This window comes from Candidatus Litorirhabdus singularis (genome assembly GCF_026262625.1).
Taxonomy (GTDB): Bacteria; Pseudomonadota; Gammaproteobacteria; order Pseudomonadales; family Halieaceae; genus Litorirhabdus; species Litorirhabdus singularis.
The window spans coordinates 309,721-327,921 of record NZ_SHNN01000003.1 but is presented as its reverse complement, the minus strand read 5'-3'; the positions used below and the strand labels follow the sequence as shown (position 1 = coordinate 327,921).

The following is an 18,201-nucleotide window of genomic DNA, read 5'->3' as shown; positions in this document are numbered from 1 at the left end:
ACGCGGGCGGTAGAGCTACACCACGTTGCGGCGGCAGTGTATCATTGCCGGCCCGAGCAAGGGAACATGATTCATGCAAGGCAGTGATCACAGCAGCGATAGCGGGACTTGGACTCGCTCTTCAGACAATCTGTCCTACCGCGATATTGATGCGCAGATGCAGCGTTTTGCGCGTAATGTCGAGATGAACGAGCGGCTCTCGCGACGCCTGCAGCAATATGAATTGATGCTACTTGAAGCGGCTAGTTTGGCGGCGTTGCTGGACATTTTGCTGCGTTCCACTCGGCAGCACTTTGAGCTGTGCGGTGCCAGCCTGACACTGTATGACCCGCAGCATGTAATAGCAGAATTGATGCCGCCGGGACTGGATTATGGTGACGACCTGCAGCTGGTCAAGGACACTTTTGATATGCACCAGCGCTATGGCGTGCGGCCTGAAATTGAAGTGGTGGATGTAACTGCGTTGGCCGATTCAGAGCTGCCGCTTAGTGCGAACGGGCCGGCTACTCTGGTGTTGCTGCCCCTGATGCGCGATGGGCAGTTGGTGGGCAGCTTTCATTGGGATTGCGATGAACGGGACGCGTTCGCCAGTAGCGGTGAGCGGGAATTCATGGCGCACCTTGCCGAGATTATCGCTATTTGTCTGGATAACTGCGTTAACGCCCAGCGCCTGTCCAGACTGAGCCTGCTTGATCCGGTTACGCGAACCGGTAATAACCGAGCCTTTGGCATGGAGTTGCGCAAGGAAATAGCCCGAGCGCAGGGTCACCACAAACCGCTGGTGTTGTTGCAGGTAAGGGTAGATGAATTTGCCGATATCAATCACACCCATGGACATTTGTCCGGTGACTACGTCATACGCTCTATCGCTACACAAATAGCGCGCATGCTGCGCGCGACTGACTATATCGCACGGTCTGGTCTGGACCAGTTTGCACTATTGTTGCCCGCCTGCACCGAGGCCAAGGCGCAGGAGGTAGCGGAGCGTATGCGTAGCGAAATTGAGTTTATGGAGATTGACGACAAACGCGGTGCTAACCTGTTTGCGAGCCTCTCAGTTGGCTTGACCTGTTGGAGTCCCAATAGCTACCCTGCGGTTAATATGGAGCAGCTGGCAGAGCAGATTAACAATTCAGCGCTGCAGGCGATGCGCCGAGCCTCTGATCTTGGCGGCAATCGTATTAACGTAGTGCGCCTGACCACGATGATGGTCTAACTTGAGTGCCGTTTTCGGTAGCAGGCCGCGGTTTAATGTCTTGAACGCCGCCGGCCCAGCGCGAGGGGTATTCGGAGTAGAATAGCCGTCCATTCGGTAACAAGTGGAAGCTGAAAATGGCATTCGACCCGGTTAAATTGACTGGCAGCAAAATACTCATCACCGGTCCTACAGGGCAGGTAGCGGAACCCGTGGTGGCGGCGCTCGCCGGCCATTGTGATGTTACTGCACTGGCGCGATTCAGCAAGCAAGAAGACCGTGATCGTATAACGGCTCTGGGGGCTAACTGTGTGGCCGCCGATCTCGCTGATGTGGATGGTCTGGCCGCAGTGCCAACCGACTTTGACTACGTGCTTAACTTCGCGGTAGTCAAGACCGATGATTTTGACTACGACCTGGCAGCCAATGCCGAGGGCGTGGGACGTCTGATGCTGCACTGCAAAAGTGTGAAGGCTTTTTTACACTTTTCATCGACGGCAGTTTATCAATATGCCGGGCATGAGCCGCGGAGTGAGAACTCTCCTTTAGGTGATAATCACCGAGCCATGTTCCCCACCTACAGTATCAGCAAAATTGCCGCTGAAACGGTGTGTCGATTTACTGCTCATCAGTTTGGAATACCAACGACGATTGCGCGCCTCAGCGTTCCCTACGGTGATAACGGAGGCTGGCCTTACTACCACCTGTTGATGATGCAAAACGGCATTCCGATTGATATACACCCCGAACAGCCCAACTACTATAATTTACTGCATGTTGATGATTATCTGGAAAAGATTCCACGGCTGCTGGCTGCTGCCACGCCGGAGGTAACGACGCTGAACTTTGGTGGTTCGGAAGCTACCAGTGTCGAAGAATGGTGCGCCTATTTACAGGAGTTGACGGGATTTGAACCGGTGTTCAACGAGACTTCCACCGCCTTTGGCAGCCTCTGTATCGATACCACTCGCATGCATGAGCTGATAGGCACCACAGCGGTTGATTGGAAAGTGGGTGTCGCCAGTATGGTGCGCACTATGGCGCCTGAACTAATCAAGGAGGTAGGCTGATGTCTGATCTGGAATTGCGCTTGGCCCGTTTGGAAGCAATAGAGGCGATCAAGGGCCTTAAGGCACGTTATTTTGCCAGTTGCGACGGCAAACAGCCGGCGCAGGTGCGAAGCTGTTTTGCCGATGGCGAAATCGATCTGCAATACGGGCGGATAGGCAATTTCACCCGGGCCGATGATATGGTGGCGGTGTTCACGGAATTGGCCTGCGCGGAGCATATTATTGAAATGCACCATGCGCAAAATCCACAGATTACCGTCCACAGCGCTACCGAGGCCAGTGCGGTATGGGGTTTGTATTACTACATGATAGATACTAAACAAAATGTGGCCACGCAGCTGGGCGGTGGCTATGACGATGAGTATCGCTGTATTGACGGGGATTGGAAAATCACCCGTTCATGTTTTCACCAAAGCTCGACGCTGATACTGGATGTTGGCGAAGCGCTGGCGAAAGTGATTTATGCCGGTCGCACTGCGCCGGCGGAACTTGATGATCCATCCCGCCAAGCGGGCTGAGAGGTAACTATGTTTGATCTGATTATTCGTAATGGAACTCTGGTAGATGGCACCGGCCGCAAAGCATTTGAAGGCGATCTCGCTATCAAGGACGGACGCATCGCTGCGGTCGGTGATGTGAACGGCTCTGCTACCGAAGAGCTCGACGCCAGCCATTTGCTGGTAACGCCGGGGTGGGTGGATACGCACTCACATATGGACGGCCAGGCCACCTGGGACCCTCTGCTTAGTCCAGCGGTGAACCACGGTATTACAACATTGATTATGGGTAACTGTGGCGTCGGTTTTGCGCCCTGTGAGCCTAACTCGGCAGCGCGCGATCGCATGATTGCGGTTATGGAAGACGTTGAAGATATACCCGGAGCTGCGCTCCACGAAGGCATAACCTGGGAGTGGGAGAGTTTTCCTGAATACCTGGATACGTTGGACAAATTTCCGCGCGCCATCGACGTTGCCGCTCAAGTGCCCCATTGTGCGGTGCGCACGTATGTCATGGGAGATCGCGGTGTGCAGAATGAGCAGGCCACGCCCGCCGACGTCGAGCAGATGTCAGCGATAGTGCGCGAGGGCATTGAGGCCGGTGCTATCGGTTTCTCCACCTCCCGTACCGAGTTGCACCGGACCCGCGAGGGTTTAGCGATGCCAGGCACCTATTCTGATGAAAGTGAATTGTTGGGTATTGGCAAAGTGCTTGGGGAAATAGGCAAAGGCATCTACCAGCTGGTCTCTGACTGGGACGACTGGGAAGTGGAAATGGATTGGATGAAGCGCCTGTCAATTGCTAACAAGTGTCAGATCAACTTTGTGCTGTTCTATCAAGACGAAAGCCAGTGGCCGCGGGTCGAAGCCCAGCTCGATTACGTGCGACAGGCGAATGCTGAGGGCGCCAGGTTAGTGCCTCACGTCGGCGCACGTCCGGTCAATGTGCTGATGAATTTTAATGGCACCGTGCACCCGTTTTTCATGCATCAGAACTTTGCCCCGTTGGCTGCCCTGTCACCAGAGGAGCGCCTTGAGCGCTTGTGCGATCCTGCGGTAAGAGCGGCCATATTGGCCGAGCCGACGCCGACCATGGGCATTGAGGCGGCCGATCGCATGGCGGCCGATTTCGACCTGATGTATGAACTGGGAGAGGAGCCAGATTACGAGCCGACTCCAGATCAGAGCATGGCCGCGCGAGCCGCAGCCATGGGGATCACACCGCAGGAATTGGCGTATGACACCCTGCTGAAGCGCGATGGCAAGTCGATGCTGTATTTTCCGCTGATGGGCTACGACAAGGGAGACCTGCGTCGGCAGGTAACCATGTTGGAGGACGAGAACTCGGTCATTAGCCTGGCCGATACGGGTGCCCACTGCGGGGTGCTATCAGACGCCTCCATGCCTACCTATTTATTGGCCTACTTTGTTCGTGACCGCACGCGTGGTAAGCGCTTTGAGCTGGAGCAGGCGGTCAAGATGCACACCCGCGATACAGCCCGCTGTGTCGGTCTGGAAGACCGGGGAACACTGGAAGTTGGGATGAAGGCGGATATTAACCTGATCGATTTCGGTGCCCTGAAGATGGATGCGCCGGAAATAATCTACGATCTGCCCGCTGGCGGACGTCGTATGTTCCAGTCAGCGCAAGGTTACCGTGCGACGCTGGTGAACGGCGAAGTGGTTATGGCTGATGGCGCGGCAACCGGAGCACTGCCCGGCAAGCTGATACGCGGTGCCCAGGCGGCTCCCGCAGCATGAATGGCCAGGAGCAGCGACTGGCGGGTCGGGTTGCGGTAGTGACTGGAGCAGCCTCGGGTATTGGCTTGGCTTGCGCGCAGCGCTACTGTCGTGAAGGCGCTACTGTCATTGGTGCCGACCTTCACGTCTTACAGGACGAGAGTTTTAGCGCTTTTCATCAGCTGGATGTGACCAATGCTGAAGCGCAAGTGCATATGATTGCCAACACGGTTGAGCGCTTCGGGCGCGTAGATATTTTGGTGACAGCTGCCGGTGTCGGCGACGCCGGCCCAGTGCATCTGGTGGAGGAAGACGCCTGGGACCGGGTGCTGGATATCAATTTGAAGGGTACTTTCCTGTCGCTAAAGGCAGTACTCCCGACCATGATGGAGCAGCGCAGTGGCAGTATTATTACTGTAGCCAGTGTGGAGGGCTTGCAGGGTTGTGAGGGTGGCAGTTCCTACAATGCGTCCAAAGGCGGGGTGGTATTGCTGACACGTAATGCGGCCATCGACTACGGCCGCATGGGTATTCGGGTTAATGCTATCTGTCCGGGTTTTATTGATACGCCCATGTTCCGGCAGGTGATGGACATGGAGGGCATGGAGTCGTTTCGGGCCGACGTGGAATCGCAGCACAAGCTGGGACGCTTCGGTAAACCCGAAGAGATCGCCGGTGCCGCATTTTTCCTGGCTTCGGATGATGCTTCTTTTGTCAGCGGTCAGGCGTTGGCTGTTGATGGTGGCTATACCGCCGGACATTCCCATGGTCTGGTAGAGATGATGGGTCTGGTATAGGGCCTCTTTCCACAGTAGGGCCCCCACTTTTTGAGACGGATATAGCATGGATTTACAGCCCGAAAGACTGGAATACGAAGGCGAAGAGGGCATTACTCTGGTGGCTGACGCCTGGGGAGATCCTGCCAATCCTCCGGTAATCCTTGCCCATGGCGGTGGCCAGACCCGTCACTCCTGGGGCGGCACGGCGCAGGCATTGGCAGAGCGCGGTTGGTATGCGGTGGCCTATGATCATCGCGGTCACGGGGAGAGCGAATGGTCTGAACAGGGCCTCTATGAGATGGGACATTTTGCCCTCGACATGGCTTGCCTGGCGCGAACATTCGCCACGCCGCCCGCAGTGGTAGGTGCGTCTCTGGGCGGTATGTCGGCAATGTGGGGTGCTGGTGAACTGGATGTCGGTATGTTCTCCGCTATCGTGCTGGTCGATGTCACCCCTCGATTGAATCATCTCGGCGTGCAGAAGATTTTCGACTTTATGCACGAGCATATTGAGAGCGGATTTGGCTCGTTGGAAGAGGCCGCGGATGCCGTGGCGCGCTATACAGGTCGACCGCGACGCGATGATCTCAGTGGCTTGCGCAAGAATCTGCGGGAGCGCGAAGGTCGCTACTACTGGCATTGGGACCCCAACTTTTTTGCTCCGCGTGAGGGCGGTCCGTCTGCACCCGAGCCGTTGTTGGCGGCGGCAAGTAATATCACCGTGCCGGTGATGCTCATTCGCGGGCGCGCCTCGGACGTGGTTACCGAGCATGAAGTGCGCGAGTTTCTCGAACTGATTCCGCATGCAGAATACGTTGATGTCGACAAGGCCCGGCATATGGTGGCGGGTGATCGCAATGATATTTTCAGTGCCGCGGTTATCGAGTTTTTGGAGCGCCTGCCCGTAGTGGGTGTGGTGTCTGGCTGATGACCCCGGAACGTATTGGCAGGTTGCGCGCGGTGCTTGACCGCAGGCAGCCGGACCTGACGGTGATCACTGACTTTGTAAACAAACAGAGGAATGTATCGGCGCTGGTACGTAATTGTGATGCTGTGGGTATCATGACTGCGCACACGGTGGTCGAGAAGGATAACTACAAGGCCTTTCGCGGCACTGCCATGGGGTCCCATCACTGGGTGGAGGTTGTTTGCCACGAAACGCTGGACGCTGCGCTTGATATCGCGCGTGAACAGGATATGCAGGTGATCGCAGCGCATCTGGGCACTGATTCTATAGACTATCGTGAGCCCGATTACACCAGGCCCACGGCACTATTGATGGGCGCAGAAAAACGCGGTGTCAGCGCCCATGGGGTTGCCAGCGCAGATTGCTGTATCACCATACCCATGGTGGGTATGGTGGCGTCCTTTAACGTTTCCGTGGCCGCTGGCATTATACTGGCCGAAGTGCAGCGGCAGCGCGAAGCTGCGGGACTCTATCGGCACAGACGTATCGATGACGCTACCTACCGCAGGCTCTTTTTCGAGTGGGGCCACCCCAGCGTTCGCGAATTCTGCATAGAGCGGGACCTGGAGTACCCTGAATTGGACGCCAGCGGTGAAATTGATAGCCCCAGTCTCTGGTATGAAGGCGTTCGACAACAACTGGCTAAACGGGATTTATCATGAGTACGCTGCTAGGCATTGTCTTGTTCATATTTATCGGCGTGGCTCTGATGGTAGTGCTGGGTGAGAAATTTGCCAGTCCCATGGAACCAGAGAAGTTGCAGCGCATCACTCGCTGGATCTGGCCGCTGGTGATGATTTCTATTGTGATTCAAATCATCATGTATTTTAGCGGCTCCAATTAGCGATAAGCGCTGGCGCCGTTGGTTGCACAACTATCGAGGAGGCTGAACCCGTGGATCAAGAAGAACAAAGAATAATGGATGGCAGTTTGTGGGCGGATTTCTGTGACTCGCTCAAGGCAACCGGAGAGCAAGTGTTGCGTGAATCTGCACCAGCTAACGTCTTCGATCGTGCCGAGGGTTACCGCTATCTCACGCGTCTGCTGCGTCTAAGTCTGGAAAAGAACATTGAATTTGGCGATCCCCGGTTCCCCGAGTTTTACTCTTTATCGCATGCTACTGCCAAGATTGGCAATGACAACCCTGACAACTTTTATCAGAACTGTGCGATTTCCGGGCGTTACGATTACCGTATTCGTGGACAGCGCGGCAGCGTGCCTTATCTCAGTATTGAGACTAAAGCAGGTTCATACGGTAGCACCGGCACTATGGCACCTACAGGACATGTCGAACTGGAGGATCTGGATATTCTCGATGATGGCAGCTTCGAAATTCTGGTCAGCGCTACGCCACAGTCTGGCAACTGGCTGCCGATGCAGCCAGAATCTGACAATATGCTGGTGCGGCAGACCTTTCAGAATCGAAGCCAGGAGAGCGCTGCCCAGTTGACCATTGAGTGTTTGAATCCCGATGGTGAGGCGCAGTTGGATCCGGTGGAGTTTGCCGAGCAGTTGGGCCGGGTCAACGGTTTTATCAATGGCACGGCCGGTCTGTTTATCGACTGGATGGATATTTTTAGTAAGCATATCAACCAGTTGCCTCCCAATGACCAACAAATGTGCCTGACCGCCGGTGGCGATCCTTCCATTTATTATCACAACAGTTACTGGAAGTTAGCGGCAGATGAGGCGCTGTTGATCGAGATTGCGGAGTTACCGGAGTGCCGCAGCTGGAATTTCCAGCTCAGCAACTTCTGGTTAGAGTCGTTGGACTACCGTTACCACCGTATTCACGTTAACAAGCACACTGCCCGCTATGCTGAAGACGGCTCGCTGCAGATTCTTGTTGCTCACAGTGACCCGGGTCAGAACTATCCGAACTGGATCAGTACTGCGGGACATAATCAGGGCTCAATGCTGCTGCGCTATATCGAAGCCAGCAGTTTCCCGCCGGTTAAGACCCGTGTGGTCAAATTTGGAGACTTATAGATGGTCGATTGGACACCGGATAGCCTGACTCGAGACGCTTGTGCGGTGGATGGCCTGAGTGACTTTGGTGATGACAGTCACCGCGAGCCGCTGGAAAAACTGCTGTTCTCGTTAGAGCACGAGGCGGACCTTAACGCTATCGGTGAAACTGTTTTACGACAGCGGGTGGTGGATATACTGACCACTCGTCTGCGGGTGCAGGAGTACCTCAAACGCTATCCTGAAATACGCGATGAAGAGATTGTGGCACCCCTGGTAGTGGTTGGTTTACCGCGCACCGGCACCACCATGTTGCATCGCACCCTGGCGGCCGATCATCGTCTGTTCGCGCCGCTATGGTACGAGGTACGCTATCCCTGTCCGAGTCTGGACTGGGATCCGGCTGGAGAAGACCAGCGCATCATTGATGCCAAAGCTGAAATGAGCGCCATGCTGGAGGCTAATCCTGATCTGCTGGCCGTGCACCCCATGGATGCTATGGGCCCCGATGAAGACATTATGCTGCTCGAGCAAAGCTTCTACAGCTATAACATTCAAGCCTACGCTAATCTGCCCACCTTTGACCGCTGGATTGAGGCGCAAGACCATACTGTGGGTTACGAGTATTGGCGGCTTTTACTGCAGTTCTTGCAGTGGCAGAAAAAGCGTACCGGCAAGCAGGCAGAGCGCTGGACAGTGAAGGCACCGCACCATCTGCACTTTATGGATCTCGTGTTTAAAGTGTTTCCAGACGCCCGCGTGGTGCAAACGCACCGTGACCCTGTCGATACCATCCCGTCATTAACCAGTATGACTGCGGCGCTTTGGGTTATATACTCTGATAACGCAGATCCTTGCGAGGTAGGGAAAACCTGGGCGCGCAAGTTTGCCCGCGGTATGACGCACACGATGGATGTGCGCGAACAAGTGGGTGAAGAACATTTTCTTGATCTGTGGTTCAAGGATACGGTGAGCCAGCCGCTGACCGAGATTCAAAAGATCTATGATTTTATCGGCATGGATTTTACGCCGGAGGCGCGTGCCGAGATGGAGCAGTGGCAGGACTTTAATAAGCGCGAGCTGCGCCCTGCCCACGCCTATACGCTGGAACAATATGGGTTTACCGAGAGCGGCTTAGAGCAGCAGTTTGCCCGTTATCGCGAGAAGTTTATTCTTCCCAACTGAAACTGATTTAAAACGACAGGAGAACATCAAGTGGCAGATCAAAAAGCAACTAATGTGCATTGGCATGAAGGCGATATCACCCCGGAGCACCGCGGCAAGTTATTGGGCCACAAGGGCGCTACCCTCTGGTTTACCGGTCTTTCTGGCAGCGGGAAGAGTACGGTGGCGGTAGAACTTGAAGGTACTCTGCATGAGATGGGCGTGCTTTCTTATCGCCTGGATGGTGATAATGTGCGCATGGGTATCAACAAGAATTTGGGCTTCACCGCGGAAGATCGCACTGAGAATATCCGCCGTATTGGCGAAGTCGCTAAATTATTTGTAGACAGCGGTGTTGTTGCGCTAAGCAGCTTTATCAGCCCCTATCGTGAAGATCGTGACCAGGTGCGTGCGCTGCACGAAGAAGCTGGTATGGAGTTTATCGAGATTTTTGTCGATTGCTCCCTGGCGGCTGCCGAAGAACGCGATCCCAAGGGACTCTACAAAAAGGCCCGTGCGGGAGAAATCAAAAATTTCACTGGTATCGATGACCCCTACGAGGCACCGACCAAGCCCGAGATTCACCTGCATTCAGATCAGCAAACCCTGGCTGAGGAAGTCAGCATCATTTTGGCCGCACTGAAAGAGCGCGGCATCATCAGCGAATAAGGACAACCCAATGATTAAGCCCCATGGATCAGACGCGCTTGACCCGCGTTTTGTATACGACTCTGAAAAGCGTCATGCGCTGATTGAAGAAGCCGAAGGCCTTCATTCTATATTGCTGAACTCTGCCGCTGCCGCTAATGCCGTGATGCTGGGTGGTGGTTATTTCAACCCGCTGACCGGTTACATGAATCTGGCTGATTCACTGAGTGTGGCAGAAAAGATGCACACGACTGATGGACTTTTTTTCCCGGTTCCTATTGTCAACCTGACCAACGAATCCGGTGTTGAGGCCGGTCAGCGAATTGCTCTGCGTGACCCCAATGTCGAGGGTAATCCCGTATTGGCGATTATGTCAGTGGCGGCGGTCGAGACTGTTTCGGAAGATCAGATTAACTTTATGGCGGAGAAAATTTTCCGCAGTCTGGATGAGAAACACCCGGGTGTTGCCACGTTTACTGGCCTCGGTCGCACGCTTTTGTCGGGTTCCATTGACGTACTGAACTTCTCCTATTTCCAGGCAGACTTTCCGGACACCTTCCGCACCGCAGTAGAAATACGCAATGAGATCGCCGAGCATGGCTGGAATAAGGTCGTGGCTTTTCAGACCCGTAACCCCATGCACCGCGCTCACGAAGAGCTGTGTAGGATGGCCATGCACGACCTGGATGCCGACGGCATACTGATTCACATGTTATTGGGCAAACTGAAGCCGGGTGATATTCCAGCCGACGTGCGCGATGCCTCTATCCGTAAAATGGTTGAAGTGTACTTTCCGCCTAACACGGTCATGGTGACTGGCTATGGCTTTGACATGCTCTATGCGGGACCGCGCGAAGCGGTTTTGCACGCGGTTTTCCGTCAGAACTGTGGCTGTACTCACCTGATTGTAGGCCGTGATCATGCCGGTGTTGGAGACTACTACGGTGGTTTTGACGCTCAGACTATCTTTGCTGAAGAAGTCCCTGAGGGCGCGCTGGAATTGGAAGTCTACAACGCAGATCACACGGCTTACAGCAAGAAGCTGGATAAAGTGGTGATGATGAAGGATGCACCTGACCACAGTAAGGAAGACTTTGTATTGTTGTCAGGTACCGCTGTTAGAGAGATGTTAGGTAAGGGTATTGCGCCACCGCCTGAGTTTTCCCGCCCCGAAGTTGCCAAGATCCTGAGTGACTACTACCAGACGTTGGACAGCTGATACCCGCGCTGCTGATAGGCGTCCGGCTTAGCCGGGCGCCATCCTTCTACCGAGTGTGAATAAAAATAGCAGTCTGTGAGGCTGATCAATATTGCATCCCATGCCAACCAGGACTGAACTGGAAGTATTTCTTGCTACCGAGTTCCCTCAATCTGACTTCTTGATCGAGTCGTTGGAGCCAGAGCAGATTACCCTGCGTAAGCCGGTGAGTTTTGCCGATCTGCGTCCGGGCGGAACCGTCAGTGGTCCGACCATGATGGCTTTGGCCGATTGCGCACTGTATGTAGCCATTCTGGCCCGTATTGGCATTGTACCGTTGGCCGTCACCACCAGTTTGTCTTTCAATTTTATGCGCAAGCCACTATCTGAGGCCGATCTATTGGCCACCTGTAATTTGCTCAAGCTCGGTCGCAGCTTGGCTGTCGGTGAAGTTCAGTTGTACTCTGAAGGGGATGAGCGCGCCGTAGCCCATGCGGTAGGGACTTACTCAATTCCGCCACAGAGTGACTGACAGCGTGATAAGCGGGGTTTGTTCTTGAGACGGTCAAGGTTTTACGAAAGCGTTGTGGAGCAGTTATGAAGTTGTTGTTTAGCCATGAAAATCGCCTTGTGGTCGGCAACATCCGTAATGTACTCGATGCCGCCGGCATTGACACCGTATACCGAAATGAATTTTCTGGCGGCGGTATTGGTGAGGTTTCCCCGTTTGATGCCTGGCTAGAAATTTGGTTACCCAGTGAAGTCGATTATCCTCGCGCTGCGGCATTGATAGCCGCGGCGCAACAGTCTGATGAGTCCCCGGATTGGCATTGCCGAAGCTGTGGTGAGCGCAATACTGCGGTGTTTGAATTATGCTGGAACTGTCAGTTGGAGAGACCCGACGAAGCGGGGGCTGATGATGCTTGAATGGGCGTTGTACGCAGCGTTTGCTAAAATATTTCCCTTTATAGTTAAGCCAGCTATCGGCTCAGGAAGCAGCGTCACCCATGTCTGAAAAATTACCTTATTCAGTGTCTTCCATGGCCGAAGATCCGAGTAGCTTGCGGGCTCGTTTCGAAGAGCAGGGCTACCTGTTTTTTCGCCGGTATGTCGCCGCGGAAGATTGCGCACAGCTGCTGCAGGATATTCTCGCCCAGGTTGAACCGCATATTGGCTGGAGCGATATTGAGCAGGCGCCGGTTTTACGCGGCAGCCCCTTTTTTGAGACTGACCCGGTGTGGGACCAACTGTACCCACGTATTCAGAGCCTTGAGCCATTTCATCGTTTTTTTCATACTCCTCAGGTGCAGAACCTGATGGAGACGGTGACTGGCAAGCCGGTGTTTGTTTATCCGATGAAGATGGCGCGCATTTCCACGCCGGGCAAAATAGGCTATGAAACACCGCCGCATCAGGATGCACACTCGCACCATGCCGGGCCCACTATGGCCGGTATTTGGGTGGCCTTGCACGACGTGCGACAGGAGATGGGGCGAGTGATGGTCTTACCCGGGTCACATAAGCGAGGGGTACGGCCGGTATTTGAGACTCAGGGGGTGGGTGGAGTGCAATGTGAGATATACCCGGATGAAACCTGCTGGCATGTGTCCGATTACGAGCAGGGTGACGTGCTGATTTTTCACTCAGCCACGGTGCATAAAGCGGAACCCAATACTGCCGACAGTGTGGTGCGCCTCAGTGTCGACACCCGCTTTTGTGATTATGGTGCCCCGGTATTTTCCACCAATATCGAACCCCACCATGGTTGGCGTATTGAAGGCCTGGATTGGGACAGTATTTATCAGGACTGGCGCAGTCCTGATTTACGTTACTACTGGACGGACTACCCGGGCTTATTTTAATCCGGAGTCGCGGCTTTTGGAGACTATTATGGATATTGATACCTTGCTCGCTGAGCATGAGATTACGCGTCAGCTGATTCGTTTTGCGCGCGCCATGGATACGCGCGATTGGTCGGCTTTGGATACAATCACGGTAGATAATATTGAAGCCGACTTGGGTGCCGGTGAGCTCTCTGGCAGAGAGGCTATGGTAATCAATATGCGTTCATTTCTTGATGCCTGCGGCCCGACCCAGCATTTGCTCGGCAATATTATTGTCGAAGTGGATGGCGACACGGCAACCAGTGAAGCCTATGTCAGTGATATGCATGTGGGAGTCGGTGAGCGTGCCGGTGAGAGTTTTAGTACGTTGGGGGATTATCACGACCATTGGCGTCGGCTCGATGGACGCTGGTTGATGACCCAACGTCGCAAGTTGAATCGCGCCGTGTTGGGTAATATTGATGTCCTGGGTAGCGGTCCCGGGGGCTGGAGTGCATGATGGGTCGAAGCCATCTATACTGCGCGCCCTGGCGCCGTTTCCAGCTGATGTCTGAGACCACTATATGAGTGAAATACCCCCCTGTCCGGCTTGTGGCTGTGGTTATGCATACGCTGACCGGGAGCTGTTAGTGTGTCCCGAGTGTGCCCATGAATGGTCCGCTACTGCGTCGGCAGAAGTGCTCGAAGCGGACATCTATCGAGATGCCAATGGTAATGTGCTGACAGATGGCGATACCATAACCGTGGTCAAAGACCTCAAACTCAAGGGCAGCTCCGATGTGGTCAAGGTGGGCACGCGGGTCAAAAATATCAAGTTGGTAGCTGGCGACCATGACATTGATTGTAAAATTGATGGCATAGGGGCAGTCAAACTCAAGTCACAGTTCGTCAAAAAAGCCTGATCCGTAACCCGGTTCAGCGGAGGGAGTTACTTTGTATAGATACAAAATGCCGTTGTTAGCGGCACTGCTGGCGACGCTTGTAGCCTGCAGCAGTGTCAGCATCAATATGCCGGCGATCACGGATGCGCCGACTGATACTCGGCTCGCGGGTAAAGTGGTATGGCATGAGCTGATTACCGATACCCCGAAGGAATCGCGACGCTTTTACGCGGAGCTTTTCGGCTGGGAATTTCAGGATATGGGGCTGAATCTGGGTTTCTCGCGGACAGTGAACTATACCCTGATACGCAACCAGGGCCGGCTCATAGGCGGCTTGATAGACCAGAACCTGCTCGATACGGAAGCTGATATTTCCCAATGGGTAGTCTTGTTGTCAGTGGCTGATATTGACGCTGCAGTGGATTTTGTAGAAACGTCAGGTGGCACCGTATTCAGCCCGCCCAGAGATATGGCCGAACGCGGTCGCATGGCGGTGGTAGCCGATCCGCAGGGGGCCTTACTGTCTTTACTGGAGGCGCGCGGCGGCGACCCGCTGGATACAGCTGAGCCAGATATCGGCGGCTTTCTCTGGAACGAGTTGTGGACCAGTGATGTAGACGCTGCGACCGAGTTCTATCAGGGTATTGCGGATTACACGGTCGTTGACCGGACCGTAACTGCCGAGGAGGGCCAGCATAATTACCGCTTGTTGAAGTCTGATGACGTTGGCAGAGTAGGAATATTACCCAATCCTATAGAGGGATTGACGCCGCTTTGGGCTACTTATATCCGGGTGGCTGATGATGTCACCCTGGATGCTATGGTCGACCGTGTGGAAGCTTTGGGTGGCAGTGTCTTGTTGGCACCACAGGATCGCGCTGTCGGTGGAAGAGTAGCGTTGATTGCGGACCCATCCGGAGCAGGGATCGCCATTCAGACCTGGCCGGAGTTTGGTCCTGATGAGGAGTAACAATATGCGAGTTGCGATAAAGTTTATAAAGTGTGGTGTGTTGGCCGCGTTGCTAGTCTCATTGAGTGGCTGCGATGACCCTCAGGTTTATGGCAGCGTTGGCGTGTCTAGCGGCTATAGCTCCTACGGTGGCTACCGTGGCGGTTATAATTCGGGACCGCGCATGCATGGGAGCATTTCTGTTGGTGGCCGCATCCGCTAGCTACAGCCAAGCCGCCGGGTAGCACTGAGATGGCTGTGAGACAGTTGAGCACGCCGCGTTTACTGCTGCGGCAATGGCGCGTCAACGATTACGATGCGTTCGCTCGGTTGAATGCGGATAGTGAGGTCATGCGTTACTTCCCGCAGCCCTTGAGTCGTCAGCAAAGTGATCAACTGGCGCAGCGTGCTGCCGATCACATCAGCCGCCATGGTTGGGGTCTGTGGGCGCTGGAAGAGCGTCAGAGCGGACACTTTATCGGTTTTACCGGTTTGACTCCTATCGCCACAGAGCTGGCCTTTAGTCCCGCCATAGAGATTGGCTGGCGTCTGGCACGGCCATTCTGGGGCAAGGGTTTAGCCACTGAGGCGGCGCTGCAGGCGCTGCGCTTTGGTTTTGAGGAACTTGGGCTGGACACTATCGTCTCTTTTACCGCACTGTCTAATCAACCTTCGATAGCGGTTATGGCGCGGCTGGGGATGTCGAATACCCATAGTAACTTCCAGCATTCCCTGGTTGCCGCAGACGACCCGCTGTGCGAACACGTGCTGTATCGCCTGACACGCAACGAGTGGGCTTCGTCCCAGTAAGATGACTGACTTGTTCGATAACGCTGGCTTACAGCCGATACCACTACAGGATGCCGATCTGTCCTATGCGGTGGCCCCCTCGCTGGGACTGCCAGCGACGAGTTTGTTTGATCAGCTGTATGAGCAGACGGAGTGGCGACAGGAAGATATTGTGGTCTGGGGCAAGACCCATCGCCAGCCGCGTCTGCATGCGTGGTATGGGGATGCTGATAGCAGCTACTCCTACTCAGGAATTTTGTTGCAACCCTTACCCTGGACACCGCTGCTACTCGACCTCAAACAGCGACTTGAGGTTCTGGCGGGCGCTCCCTTCAATAGCGTCCTGTTGAATTACTACCGGGATCAGAGCGACAGTATGGGTATGCACAGTGACGATGAGGTGGAGTTGGGCCCGGCGCCTATCATTGCATCACTGAGCCTGGGGGAAGTACGTAAACTGGTATTCCGGCATCGTCACCAACGCGATCTGGAGGCGCTGCATCTGCCGTTGGCCTCGGGCAGCGTGCTGCTCATGCGCGGCGCCACGCAGCGTTGCTGGAAGCACGGCATTAACAAACAGAAGAAGCCCTGTGGGCCCCGTCTCAATCTCACCTTTCGCAGAGTTTTCAAATCCGTGTGAGCCAGTTCACAACTTTATTTTTGGCTTTGTGGCATGCGTCTTGTGCTGTTCAGGAACCGCCCATAATTTTGTGACAGCAGTCACTAATTTCCGTGTCGCCACTGGCATTGTTTTGGCGCGAGCCGATAATAATCCCTGATCAAGTTTGAGGTGACACACAATGACAAAACAGCGCGAATCCCAATTGACTACTGAGCTTATGCGAGCCCGTATTCGTCTGGGCATGATTGCCCGTATGGCTACGCTGGGCAAGGAAGAGCAGCGCGAGCAAAACGAGGTTGTCGAGCTCATGCAGACAATTATCGCAACTACTGGTCTGGAAGAGGTGAGTAGTTAGAGTGGCGCTAACGGCCGACGCGCTAGCTGTCGGCTCTCAAAGACCCCAATTGGCGGCGCAGCCGTCAGTTTCAGGCAAATATCCCCTGAATAAACCAACGGTTCTGTAGTCTGTCACGATAGACCCAGTACTTTTGGCCGCGTTGGCCAAGCGCTACATAGTAGTCGCGGCTTACGGGCTCTAACCACCAGTTATCTTCTATACGTTCCGGTCCCTCCATAATGTTGAGACCGCCACCCCAGTACAGCCCACGCGCTGACTGGTTGACTTGCTGTGGTTCTGGCATCAGCCAAAACGGCCGATATGCGCCGCTGATAGAAGGTTGTGCATGGCTATCGTCGTGTTTGTCGATGTTGTTGTCGACAGTGTTGTTGCCGTCGTTATCACAGCTGCTATAACCCGCGAATTCCGGTAGATGTTCATTGCGTCCCGCTATCTTTTTGACCGACTGCAGCCCCAGCCGGTTCTGCAGCCGGTCCAGTAGGCTATGCAGTGGTTCACTTTGCTCGGCCGCGTTAAACAGGTCGCCAGTATGGTTGTTGCCAGCACTCAGGTTCAGGCATTGCAAACTGATACCCTCGACCCCCATATCCAGTGTCAGCTGTTCTATATGCAATTGGCTCAATTGATACCATTGCCGCCAGTTGGAGTGGGCCAACGAGCTGGCTACGGTTAGTGAATGTAGATTGCTCTGAATGCCGTATAGCTGCCACTGAATTTGTTGGCACTGCAACTGGGTGTTGCGCAGGAACTGGCACAATGCCTGCAGCAGCCGCTGTATAGCCGGCAGCAACTCCTGATTGGCTTTTACCTCATAACCGAACCAGTAGTCGTCACGGAACTGTGGGGGTGGGCTGTAGTCGGGTTGCGGATCATGGGCGGTGCCCAGAGCCTGCTGTATAAAGTGGATCATATCTTTGCCGCAGCGGCGGCCCAGTGCCTGTGTCGACAGATTGAGGATGTCGCTAAACTGCCATAGCCCCGCGCGAGCCAGAGAGTCAAGTTGGCGTGGAAACATATCGAGTAAGCGCAGTGGCAGTGGTTGTAGGCGCTCGTTCAGGGGGCGCTGATGGTCGTCGGTAGTATGGGATAGCAACCACGCTGCCTTGGGGGTTTCGGCCAGCCCGGTAAGATAACTATACCCACGGGAAGATAGGTCGCTATGAACCTGTATCAGTAGGCTTTCAAGACCCTTGAACAGGGTTAGGCAACCACCGATCTCCAGGAGCAGGCAGTTGTCGCGGTAAATATGCAGGCTGGGACTGATACTGTAAGCCCAGCAACACAACTGCTTTAGGCACTGTTGCTCAAGACTTGGGTCGCGCTCCAGCAGGCGCATAGATTCATCTAATGCGCGCACCGTGGCAACCCGCATCCCGGGTTTGATGCCAAGACTGGCCGCTGTGTCACAGGCCTGTAGTACCCGCTGCTGTTGCAGAATAGCGGTTGCTGTTATCAGTCCTTTGTCGCGCCGGGTTAGTGCCTGTAGTGGGAGTTTTTCAAACCGCAGGCATAGCCATAGACTCATGTTGCCA

At 54.5% G+C, this 18,201-nt stretch carries 23 protein-coding genes; 22 read left to right on the top strand and 1 reads right to left on the bottom strand.

What is annotated here, in order from left to right; genetic code table 11:
- Positions 1-73 precede the first annotated feature (73 nt).
- From EYC98_RS15985 to EYC98_RS15880, 22 genes are all read left to right on the top strand, one after another.
- The gene (locus tag EYC98_RS15985; protein ID WP_279246378.1) at positions 74-1,216 is read left to right on the top strand and encodes a sensor domain-containing diguanylate cyclase; all 1,143 of its coding nucleotides are present in this window, start codon (positions 74-76) and stop codon (positions 1,214-1,216) included.
- 116 nt (positions 1,217-1,332) lie between these two features.
- Complete coding sequence (locus EYC98_RS15980; protein ID WP_279246377.1) at positions 1,333-2,265, top strand: NAD-dependent epimerase/dehydratase family protein; 933 nt, start codon at positions 1,333-1,335, stop codon at positions 2,263-2,265.
- Positions 2,265-2,783: a nuclear transport factor 2 family protein gene (locus tag EYC98_RS15975; protein ID WP_279246376.1), complete on the top strand. Its 519-nt coding sequence runs from the start codon at positions 2,265-2,267 to the stop codon at positions 2,781-2,783. Before EYC98_RS15980 ends, EYC98_RS15975 begins: the two co-directional genes overlap by 1 nt.
- A 9-nt stretch (positions 2,784-2,792) precedes the next feature.
- Positions 2,793-4,523 (top strand): N-acyl-D-amino-acid deacylase family protein, encoded by a 1,731-nt coding sequence (locus EYC98_RS15970; protein WP_279246375.1) that lies wholly within the window; start codon positions 2,793-2,795, stop codon positions 4,521-4,523.
- Complete coding sequence (locus EYC98_RS15965) at positions 4,520-5,299, top strand: SDR family NAD(P)-dependent oxidoreductase (protein ID WP_279246374.1); 780 nt, start codon at positions 4,520-4,522, stop codon at positions 5,297-5,299. Before EYC98_RS15970 ends, EYC98_RS15965 begins: the two co-directional genes overlap by 4 nt.
- Before the next feature lie 46 nt (positions 5,300-5,345).
- On the top strand, positions 5,346-6,209 hold the full coding sequence (locus EYC98_RS15960; protein ID WP_279246373.1) for an alpha/beta fold hydrolase: 864 nt from the start codon (positions 5,346-5,348) through the stop codon (positions 6,207-6,209).
- The gene (trmH, locus tag EYC98_RS15955; RefSeq protein WP_279246372.1) at positions 6,209-6,910 is read left to right on the top strand and encodes a tRNA (guanosine(18)-2'-O)-methyltransferase TrmH; all 702 of its coding nucleotides are present in this window, start codon (positions 6,209-6,211) and stop codon (positions 6,908-6,910) included. The genes EYC98_RS15960 and trmH overlap by 1 nt, the downstream gene beginning before the upstream one ends.
- Positions 6,907-7,092: a hypothetical protein gene (locus tag EYC98_RS15950; RefSeq protein ID WP_279246371.1), complete on the top strand. Its 186-nt coding sequence runs from the start codon at positions 6,907-6,909 to the stop codon at positions 7,090-7,092. The genes trmH and EYC98_RS15950 overlap by 4 nt, the downstream gene beginning before the upstream one ends.
- Before the next feature lie 50 nt (positions 7,093-7,142).
- Positions 7,143-8,237 carry a DUF1214 domain-containing protein gene (locus EYC98_RS15945; protein WP_279246370.1) on the top strand — a complete coding sequence of 365 codons (1,095 nt, stop codon included), beginning with the start codon at positions 7,143-7,145 and terminating at the stop codon, positions 8,235-8,237.
- Entirely contained in the window at positions 8,238-9,401 is a 1,164-nt protein-coding gene (locus tag EYC98_RS15940) for a sulfotransferase family protein (protein ID WP_279246369.1), read from the top strand. It begins immediately after the preceding gene.
- 30 nt (positions 9,402-9,431) lie between these two features.
- Positions 9,432-10,049: an adenylyl-sulfate kinase gene (gene cysC / locus EYC98_RS15935; protein WP_279246368.1), complete on the top strand. Its 618-nt coding sequence runs from the start codon at positions 9,432-9,434 to the stop codon at positions 10,047-10,049.
- A 10-nt stretch (positions 10,050-10,059) separates the two neighbouring features.
- Entirely contained in the window at positions 10,060-11,247 is a 1,188-nt protein-coding gene (sat, locus tag EYC98_RS15930; RefSeq protein WP_279246367.1) for a sulfate adenylyltransferase, read from the top strand.
- Between the two features lie 100 nt (positions 11,248-11,347).
- Positions 11,348-11,758 (top strand): PaaI family thioesterase, encoded by a 411-nt coding sequence (locus tag EYC98_RS15925; RefSeq protein WP_279246366.1) that lies wholly within the window; start codon positions 11,348-11,350, stop codon positions 11,756-11,758.
- Positions 11,759-11,823: 65 nt separating this feature from the next.
- Positions 11,824-12,153 carry a putative signal transducing protein gene (locus EYC98_RS15920; protein WP_279246365.1) on the top strand — a complete coding sequence of 110 codons (330 nt, stop codon included), beginning with the start codon at positions 11,824-11,826 and terminating at the stop codon, positions 12,151-12,153.
- Positions 12,154-12,233: 80 nt separating this feature from the next.
- Positions 12,234-13,088, top strand: coding sequence for a phytanoyl-CoA dioxygenase family protein (locus tag EYC98_RS15915; RefSeq protein ID WP_279246364.1), 855 nt, complete (start codon positions 12,234-12,236; stop codon positions 13,086-13,088).
- Positions 13,089-13,116: 28 nt separating this feature from the next.
- Positions 13,117-13,569, top strand: coding sequence for a nuclear transport factor 2 family protein (locus tag EYC98_RS15910; protein ID WP_279246363.1), 453 nt, complete (start codon positions 13,117-13,119; stop codon positions 13,567-13,569).
- A gap of 64 nt (positions 13,570-13,633) precedes the next feature.
- Positions 13,634-13,972: a zinc ribbon domain-containing protein YjdM gene (locus EYC98_RS15905; protein WP_279246362.1), complete on the top strand. Its 339-nt coding sequence runs from the start codon at positions 13,634-13,636 to the stop codon at positions 13,970-13,972.
- A 31-nt stretch (positions 13,973-14,003) separates the two neighbouring features.
- Positions 14,004-14,921, top strand: a complete 918-nt coding sequence (locus EYC98_RS15900; RefSeq protein WP_279246361.1) for a VOC family protein — start codon at positions 14,004-14,006, stop codon at positions 14,919-14,921.
- Between the two features lie 4 nt (positions 14,922-14,925).
- On the top strand, positions 14,926-15,123 hold the full coding sequence (locus EYC98_RS15895; RefSeq protein WP_279246360.1) for a hypothetical protein: 198 nt from the start codon (positions 14,926-14,928) through the stop codon (positions 15,121-15,123).
- A gap of 35 nt (positions 15,124-15,158) precedes the next feature.
- Positions 15,159-15,710 carry a GNAT family N-acetyltransferase gene (locus EYC98_RS15890; protein WP_279246359.1) on the top strand — a complete coding sequence of 184 codons (552 nt, stop codon included), beginning with the start codon at positions 15,159-15,161 and terminating at the stop codon, positions 15,708-15,710.
- Between the two features lies 1 nt (position 15,711).
- Positions 15,712-16,329, top strand: a complete 618-nt coding sequence (locus tag EYC98_RS15885; protein WP_279246358.1) for an alpha-ketoglutarate-dependent dioxygenase AlkB family protein — start codon at positions 15,712-15,714, stop codon at positions 16,327-16,329.
- 160 nt (positions 16,330-16,489) lie between these two features.
- Positions 16,490-16,666, top strand: a complete 177-nt coding sequence (locus tag EYC98_RS15880; RefSeq protein WP_279246357.1) for a hypothetical protein — start codon at positions 16,490-16,492, stop codon at positions 16,664-16,666.
- Positions 16,667-16,736: 70 nt separating this feature from the next.
- Here EYC98_RS15880 and EYC98_RS15875 read toward each other — a convergent pair whose 3' ends face one another.
- Entirely contained in the window at positions 16,737-18,194 is a 1,458-nt protein-coding gene (locus tag EYC98_RS15875; RefSeq protein WP_279246356.1) for a Y-family DNA polymerase, read from the bottom strand.
- Between the last annotated feature and the right edge of the window lie 7 nt (positions 18,195-18,201).